At 60.5% G+C, this 18,731-nt stretch carries 15 protein-coding genes; 13 read left to right on the top strand and 2 right to left on the bottom strand.

The window, feature by feature from the left end:
• The first annotated feature begins 4 nt into the window (after nt 1-4).
• From tkt to FHT84_RS24805, 8 genes are all read left to right on the top strand, one after another.
• The gene (tkt, locus tag FHT84_RS24770) at nt 5-1,987 is read left to right on the top strand and encodes a transketolase (protein WP_113250491.1); all 1,983 of its coding nucleotides are present in this window, start codon (nt 5-7) and stop codon (nt 1,985-1,987) included.
• Nucleotides 1,988-2,051: 64 nt separating this feature from the next.
• Nucleotides 2,052-3,062: a type I glyceraldehyde-3-phosphate dehydrogenase gene (gene gap, locus FHT84_RS24775; RefSeq protein WP_112343380.1), complete on the top strand. Its 1,011-nt coding sequence runs from the start codon at nt 2,052-2,054 to the stop codon at nt 3,060-3,062.
• A gap of 2 nt (nt 3,063-3,064) precedes the next feature.
• Nucleotides 3,065-3,649 (top strand): putative glycolipid-binding domain-containing protein, encoded by a 585-nt coding sequence (locus tag FHT84_RS24780; protein WP_113250490.1) that lies wholly within the window; start codon nt 3,065-3,067, stop codon nt 3,647-3,649.
• 640 nt (nt 3,650-4,289) lie between these two features.
• Entirely contained in the window at nt 4,290-6,140 is a 1,851-nt protein-coding gene (locus FHT84_RS24785; RefSeq protein ID WP_113250489.1) for a potassium/proton antiporter, read from the top strand.
• Between the two features lie 72 nt (nt 6,141-6,212).
• Nucleotides 6,213-7,415, top strand: coding sequence for a phosphoglycerate kinase (locus FHT84_RS24790; RefSeq protein WP_113250488.1), 1,203 nt, complete (start codon nt 6,213-6,215; stop codon nt 7,413-7,415).
• Nucleotides 7,416-7,628: 213 nt separating this feature from the next.
• Complete coding sequence (locus FHT84_RS24795) at nt 7,629-8,654, top strand: class I fructose-bisphosphate aldolase (protein WP_112343376.1); 1,026 nt, start codon at nt 7,629-7,631, stop codon at nt 8,652-8,654.
• Between the two features lie 330 nt (nt 8,655-8,984).
• On the top strand, nt 8,985-10,247 hold the full coding sequence (locus tag FHT84_RS24800; protein ID WP_145644514.1) for a serine hydrolase: 1,263 nt from the start codon (nt 8,985-8,987) through the stop codon (nt 10,245-10,247).
• Between the two features lie 154 nt (nt 10,248-10,401).
• Nucleotides 10,402-11,319 (top strand): PhzF family phenazine biosynthesis protein, encoded by a 918-nt coding sequence (locus tag FHT84_RS24805; RefSeq protein ID WP_113250486.1) that lies wholly within the window; start codon nt 10,402-10,404, stop codon nt 11,317-11,319.
• 48 nt (nt 11,320-11,367) lie between these two features.
• Here FHT84_RS24805 and FHT84_RS24810 read toward each other — a convergent pair whose 3' ends face one another.
• Nucleotides 11,368-11,601: a hypothetical protein gene (locus tag FHT84_RS24810; protein WP_112343373.1), complete on the bottom strand. Its 234-nt coding sequence runs from the start codon at nt 11,599-11,601 to the stop codon at nt 11,368-11,370.
• Nucleotides 11,602-11,755: 154 nt separating this feature from the next.
• On the opposite strand from FHT84_RS24810, the gene FHT84_RS24815 reads away from it, so the two are divergent.
• The 4 genes from FHT84_RS24815 (at nt 11,756) to FHT84_RS24830 (ending at nt 16,367) form a co-directional block, all read left to right on the top strand.
• Nucleotides 11,756-13,030, top strand: coding sequence for an MFS transporter (locus FHT84_RS24815; RefSeq protein WP_112343372.1), 1,275 nt, complete (start codon nt 11,756-11,758; stop codon nt 13,028-13,030).
• A 28-nt stretch (nt 13,031-13,058) separates the two neighbouring features.
• Nucleotides 13,059-13,250 (top strand): DUF1192 domain-containing protein, encoded by a 192-nt coding sequence (locus FHT84_RS24820; RefSeq protein ID WP_112343371.1) that lies wholly within the window; start codon nt 13,059-13,061, stop codon nt 13,248-13,250.
• 384 nt (nt 13,251-13,634) lie between these two features.
• Nucleotides 13,635-14,150, top strand: a complete 516-nt coding sequence (locus FHT84_RS24825) for a DUF1465 family protein (protein ID WP_112343370.1) — start codon at nt 13,635-13,637, stop codon at nt 14,148-14,150.
• Between the two features lie 279 nt (nt 14,151-14,429).
• Nucleotides 14,430-16,367 (top strand): TetM/TetW/TetO/TetS family tetracycline resistance ribosomal protection protein, encoded by a 1,938-nt coding sequence (locus FHT84_RS24830; protein WP_145644513.1) that lies wholly within the window; start codon nt 14,430-14,432, stop codon nt 16,365-16,367.
• 75 nt (nt 16,368-16,442) lie between these two features.
• Here FHT84_RS24830 and rpmE read toward each other — a convergent pair whose 3' ends face one another.
• The gene (rpmE, locus tag FHT84_RS24835; RefSeq protein WP_034503571.1) at nt 16,443-16,664 is read right to left on the bottom strand and encodes a 50S ribosomal protein L31; all 222 of its coding nucleotides are present in this window, start codon (nt 16,662-16,664) and stop codon (nt 16,443-16,445) included.
• 174 nt (nt 16,665-16,838) lie between these two features.
• Between rpmE and FHT84_RS24840 the strand changes: the two genes are divergently transcribed.
• The gene (locus FHT84_RS24840; protein WP_145644512.1) at nt 16,839-18,659 is read left to right on the top strand and encodes an ABC transporter transmembrane domain-containing protein; all 1,821 of its coding nucleotides are present in this window, start codon (nt 16,839-16,841) and stop codon (nt 18,657-18,659) included.
• Nucleotides 18,660-18,731 lie beyond the last annotated feature (72 nt).

Raw genomic sequence — 18,731 nt, forward strand, 5'->3', positions numbered from 1 at the left:
ACCCATGAACTCTCGCGAACAACACGACCGGATGGCGAATGCGATCCGTTTCCTTGCCATGGATGCTGTCGAGAAGGCCAATTCCGGTCACCCCGGTTTGCCGATGGGGATGGCTGATGTTGCCACCGTTCTCTTTGGCAAATATCTGCGCTTCGATCCGAAGAACCCGCTTTGGCCTGACCGTGACCGCTTCGTGCTCTCGGCCGGACACGGTTCGATGCTGCTGTATTCGGTCCTCTATCTGACCGGCTATCCCGACATGACGGTCGAAGAGCTCCAGCGCTTCCGCCAGCTCGGCTCCAAGACCGCCGGCCATCCGGAATATGGTCACGCCACCGGCATCGAAACCACCACCGGCCCGCTCGGCCAGGGCATTGCCAATGCGGTCGGCATGGCGATCGCAGAGCGTAAGCTGCGCGAGGAATTCGGCTCGGAACTTCAGGATCACTACACCTATGCCATGTGCGGCGACGGCTGCCTGATGGAAGGCATCAGCCATGAGGCGATCGCGCTGGCCGGCCACCTCAAGCTCAACAAGCTGATCCTGTTCTGGGACAACAACTCCATCACCATCGACGGCGCCGTCTCGCTTTCGGACTCCACCGACCAGGTCGCCCGCTTCAAGGCCGTTCACTGGAACACGATCGAAATCGACGGTCACGACCAGGCTGCCATCAGCGCCGCCATCGAAGCCGCCCACCAGTCCGACCGCCCGACGCTGATCGCCTGCAAGACGATCATCGGCTTCGGCGCTCCGAACAAGCAGGGTACCCATAAGGTCCATGGCTCGCCGCTCGGCGCCGAGGAAATTGCCGCAACCCGCGTCGCGCTCAACTGGCCCTACGAGCCCTTCGTCATCCCGAATGACGTCCTCGGTGAATGGCGCGCTGCCGGCGAACGCTCCATCGGCACCCGCGAAGCCTGGGAAGGCCGCCTTGCCGCAGCCGACCCGGCCAAGAAGGCCGAATTCACCCGCCGCTTCGATCACAAGCTGCCTGCCGGATTCGACGCCGCCATCAGCGACTACAAGAAGAAGCTCGCGGAAACCAAGCCCACGGTCGCAACCCGCAAGGCTTCGGAAGACGCGCTCGAAGTCATCAACGGCTTCATTCCGGAAACGCTCGGCGGTTCGGCCGACCTGACGCCGTCGAACAACACCAAGACCAGCCAGATGAAGTCGATCACCCCGACCGATTTCTCCGGCCGTTACATGCACTGGGGCATCCGCGAACACGGCATGGCCGCTGCCATGAACGGCATCGCCTTGCACGGCGGTCTCATCCCCTATAGCGGCGGCTTCCTGATCTTCTCGGATTATTGCCGTCCGCCGCTCCGCCTCGCTGCCCTGATGGGTATCCGCGCCATCCACGTGCTGACGCATGATTCCATCGGCGTCGGCGAAGACGGCCCGACCCACCAGCCGGTCGAGCAGGTCGCCAGCCTGCGCGCCATCCCGAACTTCCAGCTCTTCCGCCCGGCGGACGCAACTGAAACGGCCGAATGCTGGCAGATCGCTATCAAGACGACGAACCGTCCGTCCGGTCTCGCGCTGACCCGCCAGAACCTGCAGGCCGCCCGTACGGAATATAGCGAGAAGAACCTCTGCGAACTCGGCGCCTACACGCTGGCCGGCAATGCCGACGCCAAGGTGACGATCTTCGCTTCGGGCTCCGAAGTCGAACTCGCCGTTGCCGCCCGCGCCGTGCTCGAAGGCAAGGGCGTGTCCACGCGCGTCGTTTCCGTTCCCTGCACCGAACTCTTCTTCGAGCAGCCGGACGCCTACCGCAAGGACGTCATCGGCACCTCGCCGGTCAAGGTTGCCGTCGAAGCCGGTGTTCGCGAAGGCTGGGATGCCTTCATCGGACCTGAAGGCGCATTTATCGGCATGAAGGGCTTCGGCGCTTCCGCTCCTTACAAGGACGTCTACAAGCACTTCGGCATCACGACGGAGGCCGTTGTCGCCGCCGCTGAGGCAAAGCTTTCCTGAGGGCGCTGACAAGCGCTCTCAAATCCAATAGATAAACACCCTGAGTGAACGGGAGTGACATTCAATGACTGTAAAAGTTGCTATCAACGGCTTTGGCCGCATCGGCCGTAACGTCCTGCGTGCGATCGTCGAATCCGGCCGCACCGACATCGAGATCGTTGCCATCAACGATCTCGGCCCGGTCGAGACCAACGCCCACCTGCTGCGTTACGATTCCATCCACGGCAAGTTCCCCGCCGAAGTGAAGGTCGAAGGCGATACGATCATCGTTGGCGGCGGCAAGCCGATCAAGGTCACGGCGATCAAGGACCCGGCAACCCTGCCGCACCGCGATCTCGGCGTCGACATCGCGATGGAATGCACAGGCATCTTCACCGCCCGCGACAAGGCCGCCGCTCACCTGACGGCCGGCGCCAAGCGCGTCATCGTTTCGGCTCCTGCCGACGGCGCTGACCTGACCGTCGTTTTCGGCGTCAACCATGACCAGCTCACCAAGGAGCACCTGGTCATCTCCAATGCGTCCTGCACCACGAACTGCCTGGTGCCGGTGGTCAAGGTTCTCGATGACGCCGTCGGCATCGACCATGGCTTCATGACGACAATCCACTCCTACACCGGCGACCAGCCGACGCTCGACACCATGCACAAGGACCTGTACCGCGCCCGCGCCGCAGCCCTGTCCATGATCCCGACGTCGACGGGCGCCGCAAAGGCTGTCGGTCTCGTTCTGCCGCACCTCAAGGGCAAGCTCGACGGCACGTCGATTCGCGTTCCCACGCCGAACGTCTCGGTCGTCGACTTCAAGTTCGTGGCCAAGAAGGCAACGACGGTCGGTGAAATCAACGAAGCCATCAAGGCTGCATCGAACGGCAAGCTCAAGGGCATCCTCGGCTACACCGACGAGCCGCTGGTTTCCCGCGACTTCAACCATGACAGCCACTCGTCGATCTTCGCGACCGACCAGACCAAGGTCATGGAAGGCAACTTCGTGCGCGTCCTGTCCTGGTATGACAACGAATGGGGCTTCTCGAGCCGCATGTCCGACACGGCCGTCGCCTTCGCCAAGACGATCTGATCATGGCCTTCCGCCCGCTCCTTCCGACGACAGTCCGCTGGCGTCCCATGGAAGGAGACGGGCTGGAACACCTGACGATCACCCCTCTCGATCATGCCGGCGCCGCGGCCATCCGCGCCGCCGGCATTATCATTGGTGCCCGCGGCGGCACGCCCTACGGCGTTTACTACCGCATCGATTGCTCCACCCATTGGGCGGTTCTTTCCTTCTCCGTCGAAGCCACCGATGGACGCCGTCTCGCGCTGGTCTCCGACGGCAAGGGACATTGGCGTACCGAGGATGGCGTGGCCCTGCCGCAATTCGACGGCTGCATCGATATCGATCTCTACGGCTCGCCCTTCACCAACAGCCTGCCGATTCGCCGGCTGGAGATGACGCCGGAAAGCGGAACCGCCAAGCTTTCCATGCTCTATATCCCATTCGACACGTTCGAGCCGGTGCGCGACGGCCAGCATTATACCTGCATCGTGCCGGAGAAACTTTATCGCTACGCCGCCGAAGACAGGGATTTCAGCGTCGACCTCCCAGTGGACGAGGATGGGCTGGTGATCGATTATCCGATCTATTTCAGGCGCGTGGATGTTTGAGCTGCGCCCATCCTGACAGCTCTTACCCATTCATGTCTTGCATGAAATCATGCTCGCTTGTGCGTGGATCCTCGGGTCAAGCCCGAGGATGACGGGGCTTTGGGGATGGGCCCGGGCAAACGATAGTTTTCTTAGACAAGAATTCACCTGTCACCACGCAGTTAATCAGCGAAATACATCTCCAAAGTCGCGGTGTCTTTGGCCTATTCTCAAGCATCGTCATCCTCGGGCTTGACCCGAGGATCCACGCACAAGCCTTTCGGTAGTCATAAGGCACCGTGAGCACTTCACTCGCCACCTGTGGTCGCTTTCGAAATGCATTCTCGGGGTTTCAGCAACCCCAACCGCAATTGCCCTTCAAAACGCCTCAATCTTTGTTCTCCCTGCCCTGCTATGGTCCAGATTTACCAATAAATTTTGGACAGGACGTCTCCCAGGCATTCCAAGCCGCTTCGCCGTTCTGGCAAAAGCGCATCACACCACGCCGTCGCAACCGTCAGAGTGGGCTTCAGTCGTAAAGCTCTCCTCTGAATGAGGCCATATTTGCCAATATGACCGGCAAGACTGCATGATGGGATGACGAAGGGACTTCCGCATTCCGGGCTTTTGGCCCAGCGGCGCAGGGAAAGGGGAAGACAAGGTGGAGGCATTTTACGTCATCGTGCTGGTCGGCACGGTCCTTGTTCTCATTGCGGCCTTTTCCAGCCTCCTCGCCTTCCGCTTCGGCGCACCCTTGCTGCTGCTTTTCCTGATGATCGGGCTTGCCGCCGGCACCGACGGGCTCGGCATCGAATTCTCCAACAATTATCTCGCCTATATTCTCGGCTCGCTGGCTCTTGCCATCATCCTCTTCGATTCCGGCTACGGCACGCCGATCCAGGCCTTCAAGCTTGCCGCGGCACCGGCGCTGACCATCGCCTCCGTCGGCGTCATCGCGACGGCGGCGCTGTTCGGCCTTGCCGCCACCTGGCTGCTCGGCTTTACCTGGCTGCAGGGGCTGCTGCTCGGCTCTATTGTCGCTTCGACGGACGCCGCGGCCGTCTTCTTCCTGCTCCGCATCGGCGGCATCAATATCCGCGACAAGGTTCGCTCGACACTCGAAGTCGAATCCGGCACCAACGATCCGATGGCGATCTTCCTGACGCTCGCCCTGGTCGAGTTGCTCGCAAGCGGCGAAGGCTATGCCGGCATCAATCTCGCCATGCTCGCCACCTTCATCCAGCAGATGGGGCTTGGCGTCGTCCTTGGCCTGCTCGGCGGCATGATGATCGTGCTCATCGTCAGCCGGCTGGAAACCGATCGCGGCCTGACGCCGATCTTCGTGCTGGCTCTGGCGCTCCTCGTCTTCTCCTTCACCGGCGCTGTCGGCGGCAGCGGTTTCCTGGCCGTCTATGTCGCCGGCATTTACGCCGGCAATCGCAAGATGCCGGCCTCAGCCTCGATCAAGCGCTTCCAGGACGGCATGACCTGGCTGGCGCAGATCATCATGTTCCTCGTTCTCGGCCTGCTCGCCACGCCGTCGCAATTTCCGGCCATTGCCATACCCGCCGCGGCGTTGGCTCTTTTCCTGATCTTCATTGCCCGACCGATCGCCGTGTGGCTCTGCCTGCTGCCCTTCGATTACACCCAGCGCGAGACCGGCTTCGTCGCCTGGGTCGGCTTGCGCGGCGCGGTCTCCATCTTGCTGGCCATCATGCCCATCCTCGGCAACCTGCAATCAGGCCAGACCTATTTCAACGTCGCCTTCATCGTCGTGCTGGTGTCGCTGCTCGTACAGGGCTGGACCATCAAACCCATGGCGCGCCGCCTCGGCCTCATCGTTCCCCCGCGCATGGGAGCGATCGACAAGGTCGAGGTCGACCTGCCCGGCACCGTCAACCACGAACTCCTCTCCTATCGTGTCGTAAAGGACAGCCCGGTCCTGCGCGGCGAACGCATACCGCGCTGGGCCATGCCTTCGCTCGTCGTGCGCGACGGCAAATCCATGCGCTATCAATATGCCGGTCGCCTGCGCGAAAACGATATCGTCTATCTCTTCATCTCGCCCAATTATTCCCGGCTTCTCGACCGCCTCTTTGCCAGCCGCGCCCCGGTCGATCCCGACGATGCCGAGTTCTTCGGCGCCTTCTCGATCTCGCCGCTGCGCCCCGCCGCCGATCTCGATGCCGCCTATGGGCCGGGCCTGCTGAGCGAACAGGAGAAGGGGCTTACCATCGCTGAACTCATGCGCCATCGCCTGGGTGGCAAGGCCGACTATGCGGATCGCGTTCGCCTGGGCGAGATCATTCTGATCGTCCGCGATCTCGACGAGAACGACCACATCCAGTCGGTCGGCATGTCGCTCGAAGCGGTGGAGCCGCCTGTTCTGATGCCGATCTTCATCAATCTCCACGATATTTTTAAGAGCATCCGCGTTCACCTGCAGAGGCGTCGGGAACACCCGGAAGCAAGCGTTTCAAACGATTCAAATGCCGGAAAAAACGACGCCTGAATGGCCTTGCGTCTCCGATCATCCGTAGTATGGTCGGCGCACTTTTCGCCACCAACAACATTGGATCCTCCCATGGCAGCCTTCAAAACTCTCGACGATCTCACCGACATCACCGGCAAGCGCGTGCTCGTGCGCGTCGACCTCAACGTGCCGGTCAAGGATGGCAAGGTCACCGATGCGACCCGCATCGAACGTGTCGCTCCGACGATTCTCGAACTGTCGGAAAAGGGTGCCAAGGTCATTCTGCTTGCCCATTTCGGCCGCCCGAAGGATGGCCCCTCCCCGGATCTGTCCCTCGGACTGATTGTGCCCGCCGTGGAGGAAGTTCTGGACCACGCCGTTCTCTTCGCCTCCGACTGCATCGGCGCTCCGGCCGCCGACGCCGTTGCCAAGATGAACAATGGCGACATCCTGCTGCTGGAAAACACCCGCTTCCACAAGGAAGAGGAAAAGAACGACGCAACCTTCACCAAGGCCCTCGCCGCCAATGGCGATATCTATGTCAACGATGCCTTCTCGGCCGCGCACCGCGCCCACTCTTCCACGGAAGGCCTCGCCCACCTGCTGCCGGCCTATGCGGGCCGCACGATGCAAGCGGAGCTCGAAGCCCTGGAGAAGGGTCTTGGCAATCCGGTCCGCCCGGTTGTCGCCATTGTTGGCGGCGCCAAGGTTTCCACCAAGATCGACCTTCTGACGAACCTGGTGAAGAAGGTCGATGCGCTTGTCATCGGCGGCGGCATGGCCAACACCTTCCTCGCCGCGCGCGGCACCAATGTCGGCAAGTCGCTCTGCGAACACGATCTCGCCGACACCGCCAAGCAGATCATGATCGAAGCCGCCACGGCCGGCTGCGCGATCGTTCTGCCGGAAGACGGCGTCATCGCGCGCGAATTCAAGGCCGGAGCCGATAACGATGTCGTGGCGATCGACGCCATCCCCGCCGATGCCATGGTGCTCGATGTCGGCCCGAAGTCGGTCGAAGCCGTCAATGGCTGGATCGGCCGCGCCACGACGCTGGTCTGGAACGGCCCGCTCGGCGCCTTCGAAATCGCTCCCTTCGATGCCGCCACCGTCGCGGTCGCCAAATATGCTGCCGAGTGCACCAAGGCCGGCAAGCTGACCTCGGTCGCCGGCGGGGGTGACACCGTCTCGGCACTCAACCACGCCGGCGTTGCCGACGACTTCACCTATGTCTCGACGGCCGGCGGCGCCTTCCTCGAATGGATGGAAGGCAAGGTTCTTCCCGGCGTCGCCGTTCTGCAGAACGGCAAGTAAGAAAACCTCTTCGCGATGATTGATCAAAGCCGCGAAAGCTAAAGCTTTCGCGGCTTTTCCATGAGTGCTAGGATAGCGTCTAAAACTTTCAAACGGTTGAAATCATTTCAATCGTTTCAATTAGTTAGCCAGCCATTTCCCTCCTTCTACACTTCTGTTATCGCCGATCTATATTGATCCTGTCGCCGATTGAAATCGCCTTGGAGAAACAAAATGAGCGAACGAATTGAAGACATTGCCGTAAAGATGGTTGCTGGTGGCAAGGGCCTCCTGGCGGCGGACGAATCCACCGCCACGATCAAGAAGCGCTTCGACGCCATCTCTCTCGTATCAACGGAAGAGAGCCGCCGCGACTATCGCGAAATGCTCTTCCGCTCCGACGACGCCATGAAGAAGTACATCTCCGGCGTCATCCTCTATGAGGAAACCCTCTTCCAGAAGGCAGCGGACGGCACCCCCTTCGTCGATATCATCAAGGCTGCAGACAGCATTCCCGGTATCAAGGTCGATGTCGGCGCCAAGCCGCTCGCCGCCTTCCCCGGCGAAACCGTCACCGAAGGCCTCGACGGCCTCGCCGACCGCCTGGCGAAATATTATGAAGCCGGCGCCCGCTTCGCCAAGTGGCGCGGCGTGATCGCCGTTTCCGATACGCTGCCGACCTATGGCGCCATCAAGGCCAACGCCCACGCGCTCGCCCGTTATGCCGCTCTTTGCCAGCAGGCCAAGATCGTCCCGATCGTCGAGCCGGAAGTGCTGATGGATGGCGAACCCGGCACGCAGAGCCTCGACCGCAGCGAGGAAGTCACCCGCTGGACGCTGCAGATCGTCTTCCAGGAGCTCGCAGAAGCCCGCATCAAGCTCGAAGGCATGATCCTGAAGCCGAGCATGGTCATCGACGGCAAGAAGGTCCGCAAGGCCTCCGTCGAGCAGGTCGCCGAACGCACTGTTAAGGTACTGAAGGAAACCGTTCCGTCAGCCGTTCCCGGCATCGCCTTCCTCTCCGGCGGCCAGTCGACGGAAGAGGCAACCGCCCATCTCTCCGCGATCAACTCCGGTTACGATCTGCCCTGGCACGTGACCTTCTCCTACGGCCGCGCCCTGCAGGACAGCGCGCTGAAGGCCTGGGGCGGCAAGGCCGAGAACGTCGCAGCCGGCCAGCGCGCCTTTACCCATCGCGCCGAGATGAACTATCTCGCCGCCAAGGGCAGCTGGACGAAGGATCGCGAACAGGCTGCTTGATATCAGCTGGAGCAATTCCGGGGAAAGTGCACTGCAATTTTCCCGGAATTGCGTGGAAACAATGGGATAGAGCAGTTCGATGACGCTGTGAAAAGCTGAACCGCTTGAGTATTCGAATGAACGAAAAACCCCGATCGCGATGCGATCGGGGTTTTTTGCTTTCGAGGAATATCCAGCCGGACGTTCAGAACAGAGCAAGTCACATCTGTCCCAATGACAAGAATAGGCTTGCCGTGATATCGGAAAACAAACCATGTCAAATGGATGTTACGAAAACGCGGCACTGGTTGTCCCACTTGTAATAAACGGGCCAAATAGAGGGGTTGCCATATGCTTGCTTGGCGTAGCTTTGTTGCTGTTCTTGCTGTAGTATTAGTTGCACAAATAAACATTTCTCGCGCCCAGCAATTTCAGTCGGCTGTTCCCGTCTTCTCACCGACCGGGCCAGACGCAGAGGCCTACGGCGAGAAACTCGGCTATCCCGTCGGTCTGCCGCTGAGCGAACAAAAGAACATGATCGGCAACTTCAGTCACGCCGATCAGCTCGCACCAACGCACACGATCGCAGCCGCCGAGCACCCGTTGCCATTACTTCGAGCCCCTTCCGAACTTTCAATCAAGTTCACCTTCGGCACGGAAGTTGCTTCGTTGTCGAAGTATCTGGACACCAATCCCACCACGGGATTGCTGATTGCACACGACGACACGATCCTGTTCGAACATTATCAATACGGCCGCAACGATCACGACCGCTTCGTTTCGCAATCCCTGGCGAAGACGTTGACAGGCATGATGATCGGGATTGCGATTTCCGAGGGCGCCATTCATTCGATCGACGATACGGTTGAAACCTATGTGCCGGAGCTGAAAGGCACGGAGATGGGCGCCACGCCGATCCGCGCATTGCTGCGCATGGCCTCCGGCATTGCCTTCACCGAGAACTTCGGCAACCCCGACGACAATATTCATCTCAGCAATTCACTACTTGGCCCGGAAAAGCTCGACCCCATTACAGCCATATCCCGCTTCAACAAGCGGGTCGCGCCTCCGGATACGGTCTGGCACTACAGCAATCTCGATACCGAAGGACTGAGCCTCGTCCTCACCCACGCCACTCACATGAGCATGGCGGACTATCTGCAGACCCGCATCTGGCAGCCGATGGGTGCGGAAGCCAGCGCGAACTGGCAGGTCGACAAGACAGGCCAGGAAGTCGGCTACTGCTGTTTCAGCGCGACACTTCGCGACTATGCCCGCTTCGGCATGCTGCTCGCCCATGACGGCACCTTGAACGGCCGGCAGATCATACCCCGCCAGTGGCTGCTCGATGCGACGCAGCCGGTCAAGCAGGGCTCGTTCCTCGCAGTCAATCATGAGACGAACCCATGGGGCTACGGCTATCAAACCTGGCTGATGCCCGGCCCGCGCAGAACGTTCTTTCTGGACGGACGAGCCGGCCAGCGCATTCTCGTCGATCCGACAACACATCTGGTTCTCGTTCACACGGCTGTACGTGCGAAGCCCGGCGATACGGGCAGTGCCGAGCTGGTCGAGCTCTGGTCCAGCGTGCTCAAGCAGTTCCAGAGCAATTAAAGCAATCGCCGTGATGGGGCCTTAAAGCTGATACGGAAGCCAGACCTTCAATGGTGACCGCTGGTGAAGTTGTCACCGGCACAAGTTCGCACTTCCAGCACCAGCCGGCCAGCGGCTAAATCCTCACAGATCTACCGAAGCTCTGGGGGCTGCCATGAACACTGTTGCCTATGTTACCGTCGACGTCTTCACATCGGAGCGTTTCGTCGGCAATCCGCTGGCCGTCATCCCCGATGCCCGTGGTCTCAGCAGCGAGGCCATGCAGAAGATCGCAGCCGAGTTCGGTTATTCAGAAACGACCTTCGTGCTGCCGCCCGAAAAGCCCGATCACACTGCGCGCGTTCGCATCTTCACCCCGACGGCTGAGATTCCCTTTGCCGGCCACCCGAATGTAGGCACCGCCTTCGTTCTCGGCCAGCAGCAGGGGATCTTCGGAAAGCCCACAGGTGACAGGCTGACCTTCGAGGAGGATGCCGGCCTGGTGGAGGTGACGCTCTTGCGCACCGATGGCGCCGTTACAAGCACAAGCATACGCGCGCCGGCGAGCCTGACGATCGGCGAAACGATTGCCGATGACTTGATTGCGCGTTGCGTCCAGATCGATCCGCGATCGATCCGTAAAACCACGCATGCCCCGACCTTCGCCTCCGTTGGGCTGCCCTTTGCCTTTGCCGAACTGGACAGTCTCGAGGCGCTTGGAAAGGCAAGGCCGAACGCGGCTGTTTTTGCCGAAGCGGCCGCGCGGCACAAAGAAGACAAGACCGGCTTCTCGCTCTTTCTCTACCTGCGTTCAGCTGAAAATCCGTGGCAAATCCGCGCCCGCATGTTTGCGCCGCTCGACAATGTGACGGAGGACCCGGCGACTGGCAGCGCCTCCGCCGCCCTCGGCGCCTACCTCACCTCACTGCTGCCGGCCCGGGATGCGGACGTGAAGATCACCATCGAGCAGGGCGTGGAGATGGGAAGACGCAGCCTCATCGGCGTCGAGGTCAAGAAAACTGCCGGCACGGTAAATGAAGTCTTGCTGTCCGGCAGCAGCGTCCGCGTCATGCGCGGCGAGGTCCTGCTTTAGGCTGCCACGAGCGGCCCGCCGAAAGCCCGAATCCAGCCCTGCAGCGCCCTAAAATACTTCATTGATGACCAACGCCACTGTCCAGATGGCAAAGGCGAAGATGGCGATCTTCCAGAAATCAGCCCTGCGCTTCAGTCCCGGCAGCCCCAGGGGCTTGATGATGTGCACCGCCATGGCGAGCAGAAGCAGCACCGCTATGGCTTTTGTCACGCTCTTTTTCCCCATTTTCGCAAGAGTGAGAGCCGCCGCGACCAAAAACCGCTGCATAGCTTTCGCGTTCATGCTGTAATCGCCACAGGACGGACATCTTTCCGCGCCAACAGACTGTTTCTACAGGCCGATAGCGGCAATCCGGGACACAATCAATACTGAAAACAGACAGGGCGGGATCCTGTCTTATCGGTTCCTTAAGCGGAGCCGCACGAAGGTGGGGAGCATGAAAAGAAATATTTTGCCCGTACTCGCTCTGCTGTTCGGCACGCTCTTCCTCTTCACGGGAAACGGCCTGCACAGCCTGCTGCTGCCCGTACGCGGCACCGCCGAAGGCTATGCGACCACGACGCTCGGTCTGCTCGGTACGACCTGGGCCACCGGCTTCGTGCTCGGCTGCCTGACTGCGCCGAAGCTGGTAAGGCGCATCGGCCATGTTCGCGCCTTTTCGGGCTTCATCTCCGTTATCGCCATCATCGCGCTGTTGACCGGCATTATCGTCGACCCGATCTGGTGGGTGGCGCTGCGCGCCGTCACCGGCTTCTGCACCGCCGGCACCTCGATGATCATCGAAAGCTGGCTCAATGAGCGCGCCACCAATGAGAGCCGCGGCGCGATCTTCTCGCTCTATATCGGCATCACCCTCATCGGCGCCGTTGCCGGCCAGATGATGGTGCCCTTTGCCGACATCCACACGCCCATCCTCTTCATGATGTGCGGCATCTGCTATTGCGTCGCCATGCTGCCGACGACGCTGTCGACCGCCGCCTCCCCGCAGCCGCTCAAGGCCGTCAGCCTCGACCTGAAGGCGCTCTACCGCAATTCGCCCGTCGCCTCGATCGGCATCCTCCTCGTCGGCATCGCCAACGGCGCCTATGGTACGCTCGGCGCCGTCTTCGGCGCCAATGCCGGCCTTTCCCAAAGCGATATCGCGCTGATGATGAGCTTGACCATCTTTGCGGGCGCCGTCATGCAGCTGCCGGCAGGTCGCCTTTCCGACCGCATCGACCGACGCTATGTGCTGGCGGGCATGGCCGCCGTTGCCGCACTCGACGGCCTGCTGCTCTTTCTGGTGCAGCCCGGCAGTCCCGCCTTCCTCATCGGCATGGTGGTAATCTATGGCTCGGTGGCCAACACCCTCTATCCGATCGCGGTTGCCCATGCCAACGACTTCGCCGCACCGGAAGATTTCGTCAAGGTTTCCGGTGGCCTGCTGCTGCTTTACGGCATCGGCACCATCATCGGCCCGACGCTCGGCGGACCGGTCATGTCCGCCATCGGCCCCTATGCGCTGTTCTTCGTGACGGCCATCGCTCATGTGCTGATCACGGCCTATTCGATCTTCCGCAGCCGCATGCGCGCCGCCAAGCCCGCGGGCGATCGCGACGCCTATACGACCATGCCTTCAGCCAATGCGCAGATGATCACGCCCGAGAGCATGGCGCTCGCGCGGAGCGAGACTTCAAAAAAGGACGATATAACTGTAAATTACGGCACCTGATCCCCCAAAAGGGAAAGGAGGAGCCGAAATGAGCTTATTCGATGATGATCGTCCGCAACAGCCGTCAGCCCATGAAATCGGCAGCGATCTATCGCTGCTATCGGTGGACGAGCTCAAAAACCGCATAGCATTGCTTGAGGGCGAGATCGCCCGGCTGCAAGAGGAAATCGAAACCAAGGCATCCGGACGAAAGGCGGCGGAGAGCCTCTTCCGTTTCTGAAGCCCTTGTTCCAGGCGCGTGGCGACAGCATGAAATCCGTACGGCCGAGCCCGGAATCAATACATGCTCAACCGAATGTTAAGCTTTACGACATATTACTATGATCATCCAGATTCGCTCTGGACTCAGACAGTTCCTCCACTTGGCGAATTGGTCTGATTTTTCTCCCTGTTTTACCTTGAGAGCCGCTTTTGCGGCTCTTCTTTTTTCATCTTGTAACACCGCTTCCATCGAAACTGTGGAGATTAACCCTTTCTTAAGAATCGCCTTGCGGATTTCAGTTAAAACCAGCATCCTAAAGTCATAAAAGCGGATGCCGAAAGCTCTTAGGGACTTGACCGGCTTTCCTGAACAAAAGTGTTGCGTGAAGCAGGGATTTATTCGATGTCGGAACTTGGGTTGAACACGATCAGCTTTGCTGGCCATGCCGCATCGTCGGCGCAGTTCAGGGCACTTTATTCTGAAGGCATGTCGCTGGTCGAGGAAACCGCAGGCTATCTCGACGGCCAGGGCCGCGCCGCCTCCAAGGTTCTGCCGCGCATGGCTTCCGTGCTCTATGCCGCCGAATCCATGCGGCTGACCACCCGCCTCATGCAGATGGCCTCCTGGCTGCTGCTGCAGCGCGCCGTCAACAATGGCGAAATGTCACGCGACCAGGTGCTGGCCGAAAAGAACAAGGTTCGTCTCGACGGCTTCAATGTCGACCGCAGCGCTCCGGGCTGGAACGATCTGCCGGAAGCTTTCCGCGATCTGGTCGAGCGTTCGCTGCGCCTGCAGAACCGCGTCGCCCTGCTCGACCGCGAGATCTATCGCCCGACCGAGACTGCGATGGTTCCCGATAACCAGAACAGCGTCAAAGCACAGCTGACCCTGCTGCAGACTGCCTTCGGCGGCAACTGAGCTACTCGAACTGTCGGTTATGAGTTTGAACCGGTCGCGCCTGGCGCGGCCGGTTTCGTTTTGGCGGCTATTCCACACCCGGAAAAACTGCACGCAAAGTTAAGCCCAGAGTAGAAACCGGGCAAAGGTTGACGGATTCCGCGAAACATCTGTAAAAAGAAGTGCCAGTCTTTCTCATACGAAAGGCTGGCAAGCCGATATCGATGTGCGTGGAGGACCCAATGCGCCGACTCACTTCTCACGAAAATCAAATCCGAAATTCTGAGAAGATGATGGACTATGCGCACATTGAATCTGGGCATTCTCGCCCATGTAGACGCAGGCAAGACTAGCCTCACGGAGCGACTCCTTTTCGACACCGGCATAATCGACAAACTCGGCAGTGTCGATGCCGGCAATACGCAGACCGACAGTCTCGAACTCGAAAAACAACGCGGCATCACCATTGCCGCGGCGGTGGTTTCCTTTGCCATCGGCGATGTGACGGTGAACCTCATCGACACACCAGGCCATCCGGACTTCATCGCCGAGATCGAACGGATCCTACAATTGCTCGATGCGGCCGTGGTCGTCGTTTCGGCGGTGGAGGGCGTGCAGCCGCAGACGCGCGTGCTCGTCCGCGCATTGCGGCGCCTGGGCATCCCCTTCCTGTTCTTCATCAACAAGATCGATCGCCTCGGCGCGCGTTACGATGACGTTCTCAAGGATCTTGCGACCCAGCTGGCGGTTCGCCCGGTTACGATGTCGGATGTCCGCAATGCCGGCGGCAGGCTCGCTGTCGTGGAAGCCGCAGATATTGGAAGCAATCCTCATTTCTCGCACCTATGTGAAGCGCTTACAGTCAACGACGACGCCATGCTGGCCGATTGCGTGCTTCATCCGGAGCGCCTGACGAGACAAAGGCTGAAGCGCGCCCTCGTCGATCAGGTGGCAAAATCTCTGATTCACCCGGCATTTGCCGGTGCGGCGACACGGGGCCTTGGCATCTCCCCCCTGATCTCGGCAATCGAAACCTTGCTTCCGAGCCGGCGTCCGAATCCTGATGGTCCGGTTTCCGGAACGATCTTCAAGATCGAACGCGGATGGGGCGGCGAGAAGCTCGCCTATCTCTATCTGGCATCGGGCACGATCAACCTTCGAGATGACATCGAAACTTCTCGCGGCCCGGCAAAGATCAGCAGCCTTCAGCTTTTCCGGAGCGGCCGAGCGGACAAGGTCACGCAGATCAGCGCGGGGCAGATCGCCAAGGTTGGCGGGCTCGCGAATGCCCGCATCGGCGATTGGATCGGCACCGAGACGTCACTTGGAGGTCTTCGCCACTTTGCGCCGCCTACTTTGGAAACACGCATCCGCCCGATGCGCCCCTCCGAAACCGCGGCGCTCTGGCTCGCCCTTGGTCAACTCGCGGAACAGGATCCGCTCATCAACCTGCGCTCCAACGAGGAAACCGGCGAAATATACGTTTCGCTCTATGGCGAGGTGCAGAAAGAGGTCATCCAGGCGACGCTCTCGAACGAGTTCAGCCTGGACATCGCCTTCGAGGAAAGCACCGTCATCTATGTCGAAAGGCCGGTCGGAACGGGGAGCGCGGTTGAGCATATATTCAGGGAACCCAATCCGTTTCTCGCAACCGTGGGATTGCGCGTCGAGCCACGGCCGGAAGGCACCGGCAACAGCTTTGCCCTGGAAGTGGACGTCGGCCAGATGCCGGCAAGCTTCTACCGGGCCGTCGAGGAAGCCACGTTCGAAACATTGAAAGAAGGACTTTTCGGATGGCAAGTAATCGATTGCCACGTCGCCATCACGGCGGCGCGTCAAAGCTCGCCGGCCACGACGGCGGTGGACTTCCGCAAGCTGACGCCGCTGGTGCTGGCATCGGCGCTTTCGTCCGCGCGCACGATCCTGTGCGAGCCCATCGAGCACTTTCATATCGAGATACCAGCGACGGCGCTGACCGGCGTGCATAGCTTGCTGGCAAAATCCGGGGCATCGGTGAAAAAATCGTTGATCGACGGTGGGCTGGCACGGCTGGAAGGCATCGTGGCATCATCCATGATCCAAGCCATTCAAAGGCAGTTGCCGGGATTGTCGGCCGGAGCGGGTGTCCTGGATCACGCCTTCGATCATTATGCACCGCTATCGGGTCCGCACCGCGTTCGGGAGCGCGCAGCAGCAAACCCGTTCGACCGCGCAGATTACCTGCGGCGCGTGCGATGAGGGTGCGAGGCTCTGTATCAACGCAAAAAAGCCCGGCAAAACCGGGCTCTTTTCAAACGGCACATCGCAGAGCGATTAGATGCCGAGACCGCCGAAGCGCTTGTTGAACTTCGAAACGCGGCCGGCACGGTCCATCATCTGCTGGTTACCGCCGGTCCAAGCCGGATGGGACTTGCTGTCGATTTCGAGGTTCATGACAGCGCCTTCAGAACCCCAGGTCGAGCGGGTTTCATATTCGGTGCCGTCGGTCATGACTACCTTGATCGTGTGGTAGTCGGGATGAATGTTGGCCTTCATAACAATCTTCCTGTCATGCCAGGGTCCATTTGTCGCAAGGCATTGCGGCAACCGAACCGATTGAATAAATGAAGCCGCAGTCCGTTAAAGGCCACGGCTTCCAATTAAGATGGCGTGCCTATACATGAAGGCAGCGGCGATAACAAGGGGCGAAACGTCGAGTCCCTTGCTGATATGGGGATTGGAGACGACTTGTCAGAGACTGGCCCGGCAGAGGAAAAGAAAAACAGTACAATCCGTCCCCTTGGACGACTGGCGCCATACCTTAGGCGATATCGCGGCATGGCGGCCGGAGCGCTTGTTTCGCTCGTCCTTGCAGCCGTCACCTCGCTCGCTCTGCCGGTCGCCGTGCGCCGCATGATCGACCACGGCTTCGATCAGGCCGATCGTGGACTGATCGACAGCTATTTCATTGCGATCCTGGGCATGGCCCTTGTGCTCGCCGCGGCGAGCGCGCTGCGCTATTATTTCGTCATCTCCATCGGAGAGCGCATCGTCTCCGACATGCGCCGCGAGGTCTTCGACCACGTCACGCGACTGTCGCCCTCCTTCTTCGATGTCAACCAGTCGGGCGAGATCGTCTCGCGCCTGACGGCCGATACGACTCAGATCAAGTCCGCGGTCGGCGCTACCGCCTCCGTGGCGCTACGCAACCTCATCCTCTGTCTCGGCGCCGTGATCATGATGATCGTCACCAGCCCGAAGCTCTCCAGCATCGTCCTGATCGCCATCCCGATCATCGTCCTGCCGCTGGTCAGTTTCGGCCGTTCCGTGCGCAAGCGCTCGCGTGCCGCGCAGGAGACGCTGGCGCAGGCATCCGCCTATGCCAACGAGACCATCGCAGCCAACCGCACCATACAGGCCTATAATGGCGAGATCGCCGCCTCGCGGCGCTATGGCAGCGCGGTCGAGGATGCCTATCAGGCGGCACGCGCGGCGATCAGATCCCGTTCGCTGCTGACGGGCTTCGCCATTGCCATGGTTTTCGGCAGCATCGTCGCCGTTCTCTGGGTCGGGGCGCAGAACGTGCTCGCCGGCACGATGTCGGCGGGTACGCTCGGCCAGTTCCTCCTTTATTCCGTCATCGCTGGTTCCTCGCTGGGCTCGCTGTCGGAGGTCTGGGGCGAGCTGTCCCAGGCCGCAGGTGCTGCCGATCGCCTGGGCGAGCTCCTTGCAGAGGTATCGCCGATCGCAGCTCCGGCCAATCCCCTCCCCTTGCCGCAGCCGCCCCAGGGCCGCGTGGATTTTTCCGACGTCCACTTCTCCTACCCGTCGCGACCGAACAGATCGGCGCTGCATGGGCTCTCCTTCTCCGTGAAGCCGGGAGAGACGGTCGCGATCGTCGGCGCGTCCGGAGCCGGCAAGAGCACGATCTTTTCGCTGCTGCTGCGCTTTTATGATCCGCAGAAGGGCGGTGTTGCCATAGATGGCATCGACGCTCGGGATGTTTTGCCGGACGCCTTGCGCGAGCGCATCGCCATCGTGCCGCAAGAGACGACGATCTTTGCAGCCTCCATCCATGACAACATCGCTTTCGGCCGCCCGGATGCCTCTCGCGAGGAAGTGCGCGCCGCCGCCATCGCCGCACAGGCCGACGAATTCGTCTCGCGTCTGGAACAGGGCTACGACACGCAAGTCGGCGAGCGCGGCGTAACGCTTTCAGGCGGCCAGCGGCAACGCATCGCCATCGCCCGCGCCATCCTGAAGAATGCGCCGATCCTGCTACTCGACGAGGCGACGTCCGCCCTTGATGCGGAAAGCGAAACCCTGGTGCAAAAGGCCCTGGAAGGCCTCATGGAAACACGCACCACCCTCGTCATCGCCCACCGCCTGGCAACCGTGCTGAAGGCCGACCGCATTCTGGTGTTGGATCAGGGCCGTATCGTCGAGGAAGGCACGCATCAGAGCCTGATCCGCCACGGCGGCATCTATGCCAAGCTTGCGCGCCTGCAGTTCGATGCGGGCATAGAGCAACACATGCTTGCCACAGAATAGTGTGTACGGTGCTCCATTGCCGAAAATACAACCATATGGAAATAACTTTGAAGTTGAGCTAGATTTTCCGCG

This window comes from Rhizobium sp. BK289 (assembly GCF_014193575.1).
Lineage (GTDB): Bacteria > Pseudomonadota > Alphaproteobacteria > Rhizobiales > Rhizobiaceae > Rhizobium > Rhizobium tropici_C.